The 14,293-nt window shown below is 59.2% G+C and carries 12 protein-coding genes, 1 tRNA gene and 1 riboswitch; of the genes, 4 read left to right on the forward strand and 9 right to left on the reverse strand.

The genetic code is table 11. The features are described 5' to 3' along the window. Positions 1-189: 189 nt before the first annotated feature. From FNT36_RS08610 to FNT36_RS08625, 4 genes are all read right to left on the reverse strand, one after another. Positions 190-2,319: a prolyl oligopeptidase family serine peptidase gene (locus FNT36_RS08610; RefSeq protein WP_144846435.1), complete on the reverse strand. Its 2,130-nt coding sequence runs from the start codon at positions 2,317-2,319 to the stop codon at positions 190-192. 48 nt (positions 2,320-2,367) lie between these two features. After that, entirely contained in the window at positions 2,368-2,859 is a 492-nt protein-coding gene (locus FNT36_RS25805) for a methylated-DNA--[protein]-cysteine S-methyltransferase (RefSeq protein WP_144846437.1), read from the reverse strand. A 295-nt stretch (positions 2,860-3,154) separates the two neighbouring features. Further along, complete coding sequence (locus FNT36_RS08620) at positions 3,155-4,333, reverse strand: amine oxidase (protein ID WP_394348939.1); 1,179 nt, start codon at positions 4,331-4,333, stop codon at positions 3,155-3,157. A 48-nt stretch (positions 4,334-4,381) separates the two neighbouring features. Beyond that, the gene (locus FNT36_RS08625) at positions 4,382-5,305 is read right to left on the reverse strand and encodes a cation diffusion facilitator family transporter (RefSeq protein WP_144846441.1); all 924 of its coding nucleotides are present in this window, start codon (positions 5,303-5,305) and stop codon (positions 4,382-4,384) included. Between the two features lie 402 nt (positions 5,306-5,707). Here FNT36_RS08625 and FNT36_RS08630 point away from each other — a divergent pair, with 402 nt between their 5' ends. Together FNT36_RS08630 and FNT36_RS08635 are read left to right on the forward strand one after the other, a co-directional pair. Then, the gene (locus FNT36_RS08630) at positions 5,708-7,657 is read left to right on the forward strand and encodes a sensor histidine kinase (protein ID WP_144846443.1); all 1,950 of its coding nucleotides are present in this window, start codon (positions 5,708-5,710) and stop codon (positions 7,655-7,657) included. 13 nt (positions 7,658-7,670) lie between these two features. After that, on the forward strand, positions 7,671-8,336 hold the full coding sequence (locus FNT36_RS08635) for a response regulator (protein ID WP_144846445.1): 666 nt from the start codon (positions 7,671-7,673) through the stop codon (positions 8,334-8,336). A gap of 59 nt (positions 8,337-8,395) precedes the next feature. Here the strand turns inward: FNT36_RS08635 and FNT36_RS08640 are convergent. Next, positions 8,396-8,468 (reverse strand) — tRNA-Thr (locus FNT36_RS08640). Positions 8,469-8,612: 144 nt separating this feature from the next. Between FNT36_RS08640 and FNT36_RS08645 the strand changes: the two genes are divergently transcribed. Next, entirely contained in the window at positions 8,613-9,053 is a 441-nt protein-coding gene (locus FNT36_RS08645; RefSeq protein WP_144846447.1) for a hypothetical protein, read from the forward strand. A 23-nt stretch (positions 9,054-9,076) separates the two neighbouring features. On the opposite strand, the gene FNT36_RS08650 is transcribed toward FNT36_RS08645, so the two are convergent. The 4 genes from FNT36_RS08650 to FNT36_RS08665 form a co-directional block, all read right to left on the reverse strand. Continuing rightward, a complete protein-coding gene (locus FNT36_RS08650; RefSeq protein WP_144846449.1) occupies positions 9,077-9,979 on the reverse strand; it encodes a S66 peptidase family protein in 903 nt (300 codons plus the stop codon). Positions 9,980-10,063: 84 nt separating this feature from the next. Continuing rightward, positions 10,064-11,095, reverse strand: coding sequence for a homoserine O-acetyltransferase family protein (locus tag FNT36_RS08655; protein ID WP_144846451.1), 1,032 nt, complete (start codon positions 11,093-11,095; stop codon positions 10,064-10,066). Positions 11,096-11,272: 177 nt separating this feature from the next. Next, entirely contained in the window at positions 11,273-12,652 is a 1,380-nt protein-coding gene (locus FNT36_RS08660) for an O-acetylhomoserine aminocarboxypropyltransferase/cysteine synthase family protein (RefSeq protein ID WP_144846453.1), read from the reverse strand. A 345-nt stretch (positions 12,653-12,997) separates the two neighbouring features. Continuing rightward, a riboswitch (SAM riboswitch) is annotated at positions 12,998-13,115 on the reverse strand. Positions 13,116-13,293: 178 nt separating this feature from the next. Next, positions 13,294-13,584 carry a LysM peptidoglycan-binding domain-containing protein gene (locus tag FNT36_RS08665; RefSeq protein ID WP_144846455.1) on the reverse strand — a complete coding sequence of 97 codons (291 nt, stop codon included), beginning with the start codon at positions 13,582-13,584 and terminating at the stop codon, positions 13,294-13,296. A 222-nt stretch (positions 13,585-13,806) separates the two neighbouring features. Here FNT36_RS08665 and FNT36_RS08670 point away from each other — a divergent pair, with 222 nt between their 5' ends. Continuing rightward, on the forward strand, positions 13,807-14,232 hold the full coding sequence (locus tag FNT36_RS08670) for a hypothetical protein (protein ID WP_144846457.1): 426 nt from the start codon (positions 13,807-13,809) through the stop codon (positions 14,230-14,232). The last annotated feature ends 61 nt before the right edge of the window (positions 14,233-14,293 follow it).

The raw sequence follows: 14,293 nt of genomic DNA on the forward strand, positions 1-14,293 counted from the left end.
GTGGATGGCCTCAAGAGTGCCGACAAAAGGGGTACCGGCCATCGGCGCATTCGTTACAGGTACCTAGGGCTTTTTTGTAGCCTGCGCCTTCAGATGCCACGGCTATACCTAGGCAAGGATAAGCCAAAACTAACACGCCCCTACCTCCAGCAACAGAAGTAGGGGCGTGCCGATGACTATTGGTTGAGATTATTGGGCAGCTGAGTATTTCACGCCCATGTTCTCGAACATGAACGCCCACTTATCAGTCTGCTCGCTGATGACCTGGGCCGTGCTACGACCCGCGCCGTGGCCGGCTTTGGTTTCGATGCGAATAAGCACCGGGGCCGGGCCCTGCTGGCTTTCCTGCAAGCGCGAGGCAAATTTGAAGGAGTGCGCCGGTACCACGCGGTCGTCGTGGTCGGCGGTGGTGATGAGGGTGGCTGGGTAGCTGGCCGGCTTCAGAGCGTGGTAGGGCGAGTACTTATAGAGGTAGTTGAACATTTCAGGCGAGTCCTGGGCCGTGCCGTAGTCGTAGGCCCAGCCTGCGCCGGCCGTAAACTGATTGTAGCGCAGCATGTCCATCACGCCCACGGCTGGGAAAGCCACCTTGCAGAGGTCAGGCCGCTGCGTCATGGTGGCGCCCACCAGCAAGCCGCCATTCGAGCCGCCCGCGATGGCGAGGTGGTCGGTATCGGTGTACTTATTGGTTTTCAAGTACTCGGCCGCAGCAATGAAGTCGTCGAATACGTTCTGCTTCTTGAGCTTGGTGCCGGCCTCGTGCCACTTTTCGCCGTACTCGCCGCCGCCGCGCAGGTTGGCCACGGCATATACACCGCCTTGCTCCAGCAGAATGATGTTGGAGGTACTAAAGCTCGGCGTCACACTCGAGTTGAAGCCGCCGTAGGCATAGAGCAGGGTGGGGTTCTTGCCGTTCAGCGCTAACCCTTTCTTGTAGGTGATAATCATCGGCACGCGCGTGCCGTCCTTAGAGGTGTAAAACACCTGCTTCGACTCGTACTTGCTAGGGTCAAACTGCACGCCGGCCTTCTTATATACCGTGGAGGTGCCGGTGGCCAGGTTGTACTTGAAAATGGTGGGCGGATAGGTGTACGACGTAAACGTATAGTACGTGTCCTTGTCCGTTTTCTTGCCGCCAAAGCCGCTGGCCGAGCCCACGCCCGGTAGCGCAATGGTGCGCAGCTTCTTGCCGGTCATGTCATACTCTTCTACCAGTGAGGTAGCATCCTTAAGGTAGGTGGCGAAAATATGGCCGCCCACGGTATTGACATCCAGCACATTCTTGGTTTCTGGAATGAGGTCTTTCCAGTTGGCCTGCGTGGGAGCAGCGGCGTCTACGGTTACGAGGCGATGGTTGGGAGCCTGGTAATTGGTTTCGAGGTAGAGCTTGCTGCCCACATTATCGACCACGTGGCTGATGCTCTTTTCGTCGGGCACGATGGTTACGATGGGGCTGCCGGGCTTGCTTAGGTCCTGCAAGTACAACTTGTTGCCGGTAGTGGTATTGGCCGCCGAAATGATAAGAAAGCGCTCGTCCTCCGTCACACTTGCCCCGATATAGCGATTCGGGTCTTTCTCACCGCCGAAAATGAGCTTATCCTGGCTCTGCGGCGTACCCAACTGGTGATAGTAGAGCTTGTGAATCTGCGTTTTGCCAGCCAGTTGACTGCCCGCTGTGGGCTTGTCGTAGCTGCTGTAGTACAGCCCCTGGTTGCCCTTCCAGGCCAGGCCCGAAAACTTGACGTTTTTGAGCGTATCGCCCACGATAGACTTGTCGCTGGTTTTCAATACTATCACCTTGCGCCAGTCGGAGCCGCCCTCCGAAATCTGGTAGGCTGCTAGGCTGCCATCTTGGGTGAAGTTGATGCCTGCTAGCGAGGTCGTGCCGTCCTTCGAAAAGGTATTAGGGTCTAGAAACACCTCGGGGGCGCCGGTACCAAGCTGCCGGTACATGACGTACTGGCTTTGCAGGCCGGTATTTTTCGAGAAATAAGTGTACTTGCCCTCCTTGGTGGGCGCCGAGTATTTCTCGTAATTCCAGAGCTTAGTGAGGCGGTTGCGGATGGCCTCACGGTACGGAATCTTGCCTAGGTAGTCTTGGGTCACCTTATTCTCTTCCTGCACCCACGCCTTAGTGTCGGTCGCCTGGTCGTTTTCGAGCCAGCGGTAGGGGTCGGGTACTTTGGTCCCGAAGTAAGAGGTGACGGTATCTACTTTTCGGGTTTGGGGGTAAGGCAGAGTTTTGCTGGTGACTACGGCCTGGGCACTGGCCTGACCGGCCGCCAGTAGGGCAGCAGCTAGTAGCGGGTAGTTTCGCATAAGCAAGTGTGGATTACGGGACTAGGGAGCCCGCAAAGTACAACTTGCTCAGGAAAAAAGGCTGCCCTGCTGCTCGGGCTGCTCAAAAGCTAGCAGCCATTGCTTGCGCACCAAGCCACCCGCGTAGCCAGTGAGCGAGCCATTGGCACCCACAATGCGGTGGCAAGGCCACACTATCGGAAGAGGGTTTTGGCCATTGGCCGCGCCCACCGCTCGCACCGACTTGGGGTTGTTCAGCCGCTTGGCAATGTCGAGGTATGAGGCCGTGCGGCCGTGCCCTACTCCCGCGAGAGCAGCCCACACCTGGCGTTGGAAGTCGGTGCCCGTGAGGGGCGCACACACCAAATTAAACTCGCGCAGCTCGCCGGCAAAGTATGCCTTGAGTTGATAATAAGGCGCTTGCAAGCACACGGCTAGGTCGGCCGGGGCAGTAGGCGCCGGAGCCTCGCGGTCGAGGAAACGAACCGCGTGCAAGCCCGCATCGGAAGCGCTGAGCGCCAGCATGCCAAGGGGCGAATAGAGGTAGGCCAGCATTTCCATAGGATAAAAGCTAAGATGGCTACTACCTGCAAGGTACGCACGGATGCTACTATAGCACGGGAGTCACCTAGGGCTCATCGGCCGTGAGACCCCACCCCCAGCCCCCCCTCTGGGGGTAGGGAGCCGACCGCAAGCAGACGTCCGCATTCATCAAGTTCCCCTCACCCGGAGAGGAGGGCCGGGGGTGGGGTCTCACAGCTGACGAGCCCTAGGCAAACCTATTACCTCAAAAAAAAGAGATGCCCCGATGAGGCATCTCTTTTTAATACAATACATAAAATGGCTTTCCTTGAGACTAGCTCAGTGCTAAAGCGGGCTTGCGGTCGAGCACGGCTGACACGGTAGCTTGGGCTTCGTGCAGGGCCTCGGCGCTGGGCTGGTGTAGGATGCGGTGGGGTGGGCCGTCGGGGTGCAGAGCAGCATCCCACATGCCCGAGTGGTGCCAGTGGTCGAGGAAGTCCCAGTCGGGCCGGTCCACGATGGGGTAGAGGCACACGCCAAGCAACGGCACGCCTTGCTGAATTGCAGCGGCGCACTCGCGGCCTATCATCTTAAGCCACAGCGGCCGGTCGATGCCGGGGTGGCTGGTTTCGGTGAGGGCTACGGGGCGGCCATAGCGGCGGTGCCCTTCTTTGAGTAGCTCGCGCAGGTTGCGCCAGCGTGAGTCGGGGTGCGGGTCGTTCCAGCCTAGGCGGCGGCCCGAGCCTACTTCCCACTGGTTGTCGTAGTAGTAGTTAAAGCCAATGATGTCCATGAACTCGGGCCGGCCGCCCAACTCGGGGCTCACGCGGCCCGCCAGAATGTCGGTAGCCTGGTACTGCCACTCGTGGTGCTGCTTGGCTTCGCGCTTTTGCTGCGGGGTGGCATCATGCGGCGCCACCACATTCACCAGCGGCTCGGTGGTAAGGATACGGATGCTGGGGTCAGCCTCGCGCAGGGCTACCACGCCCTCGATGTAGGCGCGCATCAGGGCGTACTTCACTTCCCATCCTAGGCGCACGCCGTAGGGCGAAGTGGCCCGTACCTCGCCGCCGGCCCAACTCAAAAAGCTAACCTCGTTGATAGGCGTGACGATGAGGGTGCCTTCGGGCCGCTCGGAGCGGTAGAAATCGACAAAGGCCCGGCACAGCGCTGCAAAGCGCCGCGCAAACATGGGGTGCAGGGGCGTCAGGTCGTCGGGGAAGCCGAAGTGGCACATGTCCCACACCTGCTGGATGCCGTGGCGCTGCCCGGCGTCGAGCATCGTCTTCACGGTGCTCCAGTCGTAGTGGTAAGGTGTTTTCTCGATAAAGGCCCAGCGGATGCCTTCGCGCACAGTTTTGACCTGAAACTGCCCTAGGTCGGTGTAATCCTGGTCGAGCAGCTGCAAATGGCCGGTGAGGGGTAGAAAATCGACCCGGTTGCCAAACGCATTGAGCTGGTCGGTGCACTCGTAGCCGCCCCACCAGAAAGACTGAAAGGGGCTGTCGGTCATAGAAGACATCATAGGGTAAGTGGGTATAATGCTGTCATTGGCAAAAGCTTATTCGCGGTTAACCAATGACTTGGCTTCGATAAAAATGCGCTTAAACTCGGGGTGCGCGGCCCGGATGCGGTCTTGCACCGCCTCCACGGCTTCTTCAACCTGCGTGGCCGTCAGGTGGTCTTCAAAGTCCACATCGAGGGCCAGCATTACCTCATCGGGAGCGAGGTACATAGTAAGTGGCGGGCGCACCTGCGACACACCGGGCGTTTGGCGAGCTAGGTCCTGCACCTGCTGGGTGGTGGCCTCGTCCACGCCTTCACCCGTTAGCAGGTCTTTGGTGCGCGACACCAGCAGCACGGCCACGCCCATCAGCAGCAGGCCAATAATGATAGAAGCGCCCCCATCGAAAAGCGGGTTGTTTAGCAAATGTCCAAAATAAACGCCTAATAACGCAATCAAGAGGCCCGCCACGGCGGCTACGTTCTCTAGTACCGAGGCAAAAACGGCCGGGTCGCGGCTCGTGCGCAGCGTGTGCCAGAAGTTGCTACCGGCCGCTTGTTTTTCGAGCAGCGCTCGAATAGCTAGCCACGCCGCCGCGCCCTCAAACACCACCGACAAGCCTAGCACGATGTAGTTCCACTTGGGGTCAGTGAGTGGCTCGGGGTGCTCTAGGTGCTTGATGCCTTCGTAAAAAGACATGCCGCCCCCAATGGCGAAGATGAGTACTGCTACAATTAATGCCCAGAAATACAGCTCCTTGCCGTGGCCAAACGGGTGCTTGGCGTCGGCGGGGCGCTGGCTGCGGCTCATGCCGTAGAGTAGCAGTCCCCCGTTGCCGGTATCGACCAACGAGTGGATGCCCTCGGAGAGCATGGCTGAGGAGCCGGTGATATAGGCCGCCACAAATTTGCTGACGGCGATGGCTACGTTGGCTGCGATGCCGCCGTAGAGCGAAAGTTTAGAAGAAGAGGCTGCTGACATGCGAAGGTGGATTGTACGCGTTAAGACGGCCGAGGTTGGGATGCTTGCCGGCCGTTCGGCTTCGCAACCTCACTCAGGTGCCTATTCCTTAAGGTCTGTGCCAAGGATGAATAAGAAGATTCACTACCTGCCGCAGTAACCCTAGGTAGCCCGGCGCTCCATAAAATGGTACAGCACCGACCCGCGCAAAAATACCTGAAACCAGGTATAGCGTATAGTATTATTTTAAGGGAAATTTGTGGTTGAGTAATTAACTTCTCTTATGAAGGGTGCACAGCATGTAGTTGGCTATCAGTTTAAATCAACTTGTGTTGCAGTTTATTGTACTCGATAACACCTATCGAGCCTAGCGCTATACCTAATAGTAGGTAAGGTGAGGCCTACGTTCTTCTTGTCCCTACTATGCGTTGGCTTTGGATAGTTTGGTTGGGGTGCATAGTGCCTACGGTGGCGCACGCCAGCGCTAGCGCTGCGCCAAGTGATACCCTTTGGCTAGAAGCCAGCAATGCGGGACCTTGGAACCCCTACCTGAGCTACTGCCTCGACTCCCGCAGCCAGCCCAACACCGGGCAGCGGGCGGCCACCCTGTGGGCCGCAAAGCGCTTGCAGCCAGTGCCGCCCGGCCGCGTGTTGCAAGCAGGATTTACGCAAGACCGGCTGTGGCTGCGGGCCGTAGTAGTAAATACGCTGCCTCAGCGCACCCGCTTTGTGTGGAGTGTATACGAGTTTGTGGATAGTGCCACGCTATTTGTGCAGCCTAGGGGCCAGGGGCTACCCCGCCGCACCGTAAGTACCAGTAGCCACATCATCGCCGACCAGCGGCCGTTTCCGGCGCGGGCGGCGTGCCTACCCTTTTGGCTTGAAGCCAATGCTAGCGCGGTGCTGTACCTAAGCCTCGAAAATCAGTCCGGCTCGCTCTACATTCCTACCGACATCACTACGACTGAGGATTTTTTGGCTTACGAGCAAGGCTTTATCGTGGTGAAGAACTGGACGTGGCTGCTCGGGCTGTACTTCAGTAGCGCTTTGTTCAACTTGCTGTTGTTCGCCTTCTTACGCGACAAAATTCATTTGTGGTACGGCGCGTATGTGTTCTTCATTACGCTGTTTTTGATGATGGAAGACGGGCTCGATGGCCTGCTGCTGCCGCAGGCTACGTACGGCCTAGGGTGGCAGTTAGGGCAATACAGCCTTTTGCTACTAGCGCTGGGCTGCGGGGTGCGCATCATGGCTATTTTCTTGCGGCTACGCCAAGGCTGGCCACGCCTGTATCGCCTCAGCTGGGTGCTGAGCGGCTTGGCGGCGGGGTATGCCCTAGGGTATGCCTTGCTGGCCCAGCCGCTGTTGCGCGCCGATGCCGCCGGCCACCGCTTGGCTTGGCTCAATGCGGGGCGTGAGGCCTTGCTGTGGGGTATTCTGGGGGCCAGCGTTTTTATTTTGGCAGCAGTCTGGAGCCAAGGCCGAGCGCCGCACCGGCGCCTAGCAGCACTCTATGGGCTTACGTATCTGTTTTTCTTTGGAGGCAGCGTCAACTTTCTGCTTAATCGCACGGGGCTGGTCAACATCCACTTAGTAGACCCCAACGCCCTGGCCTGGGGCTTGGCCCTAGAGCTCTTTACCCTAAGCGCGCTGCTGACGGGGCGTTTTCGCCACACGCTGCGCCAGAATGCCGAGTTGCGGGTGCGCCAGCTGCGCGAGCGCGAACTGGCTGGCCGCCGCCTCATCATGGCGCAGGAAGAAGAGCGCGAAGCCCTGGCCCGCGAGCTGCACGATGCGCTAGCCCCTAGCCTAACGGCGCTCCACCTAGCTTGGCAGGGGCGCCAAGTGCGGCAAGCCCTGGCCGAAGCGCCCGCTGTGCTCGCCGATACCCACGAGCAAACCGAGGCCCTGCTGCGCCAGGTGCGCCACGATGTGCGCACCCTTAGCCAAGGCATGCTGCCCACCTTGCACGGCGAGCCGCCGCCCTTGCCCGAGGCCGTGGGCCTGCTCACCGAAACCCTAAGCCTGGCCGATACTGGCCCGCGCGTGCACTGCTACTGCGATGCGGCCACCGCTACGCTGCCCATGCCCGTGCAGCAGGCGGCCTACCGCATGGTGGCTGAGCTGCTGCACAATGCCCTGCGCCACGCCCAGGCAGCAGAGGTGTGGGTAGATGTGCGCCGCCTGCCTAACAGTCTGCGTCTGGTAGTGTCCGACAATGGCCGGGGCTTTGACCCCCAGGCTGAGCTTGCTCGGCGTGGGGGCCTAGGGCTGCGGGGCGTGCGGGCCCGGGCTGGCTACCTGCGTGGCCATGTGCAGGTGCAGTCTCAGCTTGGCCACGGGGCTAGCATTATCGTAGAAATACCTGTATAAAAATCAGCGTCTTATGCCTTGCCGCCTGCTACTTGTAGATGACCACCCGGTGCTGACGCGCGGGCTGGCCACGCTGCTCAGCCAAGAGCCCGACCTAGTAGTGAGTGGGCAATTTGCGAGTGGCGACGCCCTGCTAGCTTTTCTGAAAGCCGCGTCCACGCTGCCCGCCGATGTGCTGCTGCTCGACTTGCGCCTGCCACCGCCCCACGATGGTCTAAGCTTACTGCCGCGCCTGCGCCGCGAGTGGCCAGCGCTCAAGGTACTTATTTTTAGCAGTGCTACGTCGCCCGCCCTGGTGTCGCAAGTAGCAGCAGCAGGCGCGCACGGTTTTCTCGATAAGGCGGTAGAAGCCAGCGCTCTGCTAGCCGCCATCAGGGCGGTGCACACTGAGCAGCTGGTTTTCCCGGCGCGGGTGCAAGTGCGGCCGCTTGCCTTGGCCCAGCCGGTGGCTGCGCCCGACCAACAGGCAGCCGATACCTTGCTGCGCCTGCGCCAACTCTCGGCCCGCGAGCGCGAGGTAGCGGGGTTGGTGCGCGAGGGGCTATCAACGCGGGTCATTGCCGCGCGGCTGTCGCTATCGGAGCTAACCGTGAGTACCCACCGCCGCAATCTAATGCAGAAGCTAGGTGTGCATGGCTTGGCCGACTTGGTGCGCTTTGCCCACGAGCACGGGCTATGAGCGGAAGCTAGTAAAAAGCAAAAAGCCCTCAGCGCGAACGCTGAGGGCTTTTATAAGAGAGCCGATTATTGGACTCGAACCAACGACCTGCTCATTACGAATGAGCTGCTCTACCAGCTGAGCTAAATCGGCCTATACGCCAGCGGCCATCTGCTGCTGGGGCTGCAAAGATAACACGCCGCGCGGAAGCCGCACAAGCTTAGGTGAAATTTTACGCAACCTAGCGGCGTGGTACGCGTCTCACCACTGGTAGCCACGTAGCGGCTGCTTAGCCTTATGAAACTATTGCCTTCGCTGGCTGCCGGCTTTACCGGAGCCGTAGCCCTGACCATTCTGCACGAAACAGTGCGCCACCTGCGCCCCCACGATGCGCCCCGCATGGACGTGCTCGGCGAGCGCGGCTTGCGCAAGCTCCTAGGCTTGGCCGACGCCCCACAGCCCGATGAATCGACGGCTTACGTAGCGACGATGGCCGGCGATATACTCAGCAACGGGTTGTATTATACGCTAGTAGGCAGTGGCAAGCACAGTCTGCGCCGCGGTGTGCTGCTGGGCGCCGCCGCAGGTGTGGGCGGCGTGCTGCTGCCCGGCCCCCTAGGGCTAGGCGAAGCCCCCAGCAACCGAACGCCCCAAACCCAGGCCATGACCGTGGCTTGGTATACCCTAGGGGGGCTAGTAGCCGGTGCCGTGGCCCAAGCCCTGCGTCGCGGTAAATAGCGCTATTCGCAGAAAGTCAGTCGTTATTGATGGAGCTGGCTGCCGGTAGCGTCGACTACCAGCTTGGCCGGCCGGCCTACTACCAGTGCTTGGTTGTCAGCCTCATGCCCTACCGGAAAGCTGTATCCAACCGGAAAGGTATAGCGCTGCGCGTAGTAGTCGATAATCTGGTAGGCATCTTGGCCAAAGGGTACGGCATTGTCGCGCATTTGCGAAAAATGACCGACGACTAAGCCCGCTAGGCCAGCTAGCTGGCCGCTGCGGTGCAGATGCAGCAGCATGCGGTCGATATGATACAAGTACTCGTCTAGGTCTTCGAGAAACAGGATGCGCCCCGTGAAATCGGCCTGCGAGCTGGTGCCCGTAATGGTATGCAACAGGCTCAGGTTGCCGCCTACCAGCTCGCCGGTGGCCGTGCCGGGGCGGTTGAGGGCGTGCGCTGGAGCCGTATAAGTAGCCGGCTCGCCCACCAGCGCAGCGTGCAGGCTGGCCACAGCAGCGGCGCCACCCTCCTGGCCAAAGAGCACTGGCATCACGCCATGAATACTTTGGTAGCCTAGGCGCAGCAAGTGGCAGTTGAGCACGGTGATATCAGAAAACCCTGCCACCCACTTGGGCGCCTCGGCAAAGCGGCTGAAATCCAAGGTGTCGACTAATCGGGCCGTGCCGTAACCGCCGCGGGCGCAGAAAATAGCCCGGATGCTGGGGTCGTCGAGTTGGCGCTGAAAATCGCGGCGGCGTAGGTCGTCATCGCCGGCAAATTGGTGGCTGGCCGCCCCAATACTCTCGCCCACCACTACCTCCAGGCCCCAGTCGGCGAGGGTTTGCTGGGCAAACGCTACTTCGGCCGACGTGATTTTGCGTGCGGTGCTGACAAGCGCTACACGTTGGCCGGGCTGGAGAAAAGGAGGGGCGAGAGGTGGCATAATTACAAGCTGAATAAGCTCGCAAATAAAGCTCGCAGGTACTACTATTCGACTTCTGCGGACCCAACAGCCCCTAGGTGCCCGCTAGTCACCCGCCAGCTCGGCAGCATAAAAAGCCTCCAGCGCGTGCGTGATTTTCAGGGTTTCCAGCAGAAAGCCATCGTGCCCAAAGCTCGAATCAAGCTCTCCGTACACCGCTCCCGGAATGCCTTGAGCAATCGTGCGCTGCTCTACAAGCGGGAACAGTACATCGGAGGTGATGCCTAGCACCAGGGTGCGCGCCCGAATGCTGGCCAGCGCCGCGGCCACGCCGCCCCGGCCGCGGCCGAGGTGGTGCGAATCCATGGCCCGCGTGAGGGCTACGTAGCTATAGGCATCGAAGCGAGCCACGAGCTTGTTGCCCTGGTAGCGCTGGTAGCTGCTGGCCCGAAAGTCGCGAAGGCGACTGTCGTCGGGGTCGGTTTGGGTGGCAGCGTAGGCATCGTAGCCGCGGTAGCTGAGCAGCGCCACCGCCCGGGCGGCAGCCAGGCCCGCATCGCCGCTGCCGGGTTGGTTGTCATGGTAAGTAGCGTCGGCCTCGATGGCTAGGCGCTGTGCTTCGTTGAAGGCAATGCCCCAGGCCGAATGGCGGGCGCTGGTAGCGATAACTACCAAGTGATTAAAGACATCGGGCTGGCTCACGGCCCACTCCAGCGCTTGCTGGCCGCCCATCGAGCCGCCAATGAGCGTGTGTATATAGGTCAGACCCAGCTCTTGGCGCAAGGCTTCGTGTGCGGCCACCAGGTCGCGGATAGTGAGCAGTGGAAAGCGCTGGAAGCGACCTAGGCCAGTGGCGGGGTCGCTATCGAGCGGGCAGGTGCTGCCGTAGCACGAGCCCAAGATATTGGCGCACACGATAAACCAGTCGGCTGGGTCAAAGAAGTGGCCTTCCCCAAACAACCCCGGCCACCAGTCTACCACGTCGGCATTGGCCGTGAGGGCGTGGCACACCCACACCACGTTATCGCGCGTGGCGTTGAGCTGACCCCAGGTGCGGTAGGCTACGTGGGCGCCCGCCAGCACCTCGCCGCTTTCCAGCAAAAACTGGTCGGGAAGTTGAAAAAGGTACTCTTTCATAAAGGGGGTATACGAACTATTTAGCATTGCGAGGAGGAACGACAAAGCAATCGCACCCGAATGGCTCGTTAACAGCTCATTCGAATGCGATTGCTTCGTCGCTCCTCCTCGCAATGACAGTGTGCAGTGTTTAGTTGTCAGTTATTAGAGTACACACTAACAACTAAAAACTAACAACTAAACTTCTAGCGGCTGCACGTGCTCGGGCTGCGGGTCGGGAATGGTGGCATCGGCTTCGTCCTTGGGTGCGGCCTTGGTGGCAGCCTCCAGGGCTTGGCCTAGGTCGGCTAGGATGTCGTCGATGTGCTCGATGCCCACCGAGAGGCGCAGCAACGTAGGCGTTACGCCCGAGGCTAGCTGCTCTTGCTCGCTCAGCTGCTGGTGCGTGGTGGCCGAGGGCTGAATGATGAGCGTTTTGGCATCGCCTACATTAGCCAAGTGGCTGATGAGCTTGAGGTTGTCGATGACCGCCGTGGCCGTGTCCTTGCTGCCGTGCAGCGCAAACGACAGCACGCCACCGAAGCCGCGCTGCAAATACTTGGCCGCCGTGGCATGGTGCGGACTGCTGGGCAGGCCGGGGTAATTAACGCTGGCCACCTCAGGGCGCTGCTCCAGCCACTGGGCCACTTTAAGGGCGTTCTCAACAGTACGCTCTACACGCAAGCTGAGGGTTTCGAGTCCTTGCAGCAATAAGAAAGAGTTGAAGGGGCTGATGGCCGGACCAAAGTCGCGCAGGCCCTCCACGCGGGCCCGGATGGCGAAGGCAATGTTGCCAAACGGCCCACCAATACCGAATACGTCATTGAATACCAAGCCGTGATAGCCTTCGCTAGGCTCGGTAAATTGCGGGTATTTACCATTGCCGAAGTTATAAGTGCCGCCATCGACAATGACGCCGCCAATGCTAGTGCCGTGGCCGCCTATCCACTTCGTGGCCGACTCCACCACGATGTTGGCGCCGTGCTTGAGGGGCTGAAACAGGTAGCCGCCTGCGCCGAAAGTGTTATCTACCACCAGCGGCAAGTCGTGCTTCTTAGCTACGGCCGCTACACGCTCAAAATCGGGCACGCTAAAGCTCGGGTTGCCGATGGTTTCGAGGTAGATAGCCCGCGTTTTATCGTCAATCAGGCTCTCGATGCTGTCAGCATCATCACCCTCGGCGAAGCGCGCCTCGATACCTAGGCGCTTAAACGCCACCTTGAACTGGTTGTAGGTGCCGCCGTAGAGGTAAGAGCTCGATACGAGGTTGTCGCCGGGCTGCAAGATGTTGTTCAGGGCGATAAACTGCGCCGCTTGGCCCGAGCCCACGGCCACGGCCGCCACGCCGCCTTCGAGCGCCGCAATCCGCTGCTCAAATACGTCGGTAGTCGGGTTCATCAAGCGCGTGTAGATATTGCCAAACTCTTTGAGGGCAAATAAATTAGCGCCGTGCTCCGCGTTTTTGAATACGTAGCTGGTAGTTTGGTAAATGGGCACTGCCCGCGAACCAGTGGTAGGGTCGGGCTGCTGCCCGGCGTGTAGCTGAAGGGTTTCGAAGTGCAAGTTTTGGGTGGCCATGGGAATGGAAGCTTAAAGCTGAAAAATGCTAGAAATACAAAGGGAGGCAGGTGGTCCGGCGCGGCAGAAGCGCGCTAGCGAAGCCCGAGTTTAAGACGAGTCGGCGGGGTACCTGCGGGTTGCTTCACCCTGCTGGCGGCAACCTAGGCTATCTCACGCCCTAAATGAACCCGCAAAAAAGATGGAAGTGCTAGTACTGCTTAACAGCAACAGCTCGAGCCGCAACAACACATGCGGCAGGCGGCGCCTAGCACAACTGACGTAGCCATCCCGGTCTGGCTGCGGGCAGCAGTTGGAGTAGGGGAGGGCAAGAAAACGGCGAAAGGGGGATGTTGCATGGTACTCGATTTATAGCTCCCGTGCCAGGCAGCAACGCCGGGCAGGGTAGGAATTGGCACCTTTCCGAAAGTGAAGGTTGCCAGCGGGTCACGGAGCCTAATCTCTCGCCGCTTCTGTATAAAACTGAAAACAACTGCCCCGCCGGCTGCGGGGAGTACCAAGGGTTGGTGCGGGCAAAGATATACACGAAGTGCACTTGCGCAACAACGCGCTTTTGAAGCGCAAAATTGAACCTAGCGGGCAATAAAAAGGCCGCCCCAAATCTGGAGCGGCTTTTCTCACCTTTTTTCTGCAAAAAGTACCTAGAGACTAGGTAGGGTTAACACCTGACCGATTTCAATCTTGTCAGGGTTACTGCCGATGGTGGCCTTGTTGGCCTCGTATATCTGGTGCCACTTGGCGGCGTCGCCGTAGTGGTTTTTAGCAATCTTGGAGAGCGAATCGCCGCTAACTACAGTGTAAGAATCACCGGCCGTAGCGTTGGCGGGCTTGCTGTTACCGAAAAAATCGGTGTCGGCGCTAGTAGCGGCCGGCTTAGCAGGCTCAACGGGCTTTTTATCGCCCTCATTAGTCAGAAAATCTAGTAAGCCCATGGCTGCAAATGATTGGCTGTGAAAGGAATAGTAAAGACAACCTAGGGATAGCTGCCAAGCAGTGGCCAAGCGCTACCCGGTGGGTTTGCGGAGACTAATACGCGTTAGCAAACCAAAGGTTATAATTAATAACTAAAAAAATTGCACCGCGTAAGCAGCTCCGTTACTGGCAATACCAGTACCTCATTCGCTCTTCACTCCTCACAAAAAACTTTCTTCCCCATGGTTACTTCTTTTTTCTCCCTCCGGTCCTACGCAGCGTCGTTGTTGTGCGCCTTTGTGTTGCTGTTTGCGGCTGCGTCGTGCGGCAATGACAAAGGCAAAGTGGAAGGTGCAAATATGCTTTACGGCACCAGCGGCAAAGTATGGAAAACCGCTAAGGAAACCGACGCCGCTGGCGACAAGGTAAAGCAAACTGATGCCCAGGAGCAGGAAACACTGCACATGTTCTCGAACAACACCTACAGCATGACTGGCACTGCCGGTGCCGTGCAGGGTAAGTTTGCCTTCGACCAATCGGCTAAGACGTTGACGCTGACTCCCGATGCCGGTGGTACGTCTAACACCTTCACCGTGGAAACGCTGACCGACAAGAAGTTGACACTCGTGGGCACTAGCGGCGCTAAGCTGGCGCTGGAAGCCGAATAGAGCAACCCCAACATACTAAAAAAGCCCCGTGTCTAGTTTGGCACGGGGCTTTTTTTGCGCC

This window comes from Hymenobacter setariae (genome assembly GCF_007713685.1).
Taxonomy (GTDB): domain Bacteria; phylum Bacteroidota; class Bacteroidia; order Cytophagales; family Hymenobacteraceae; genus Hymenobacter; species Hymenobacter setariae.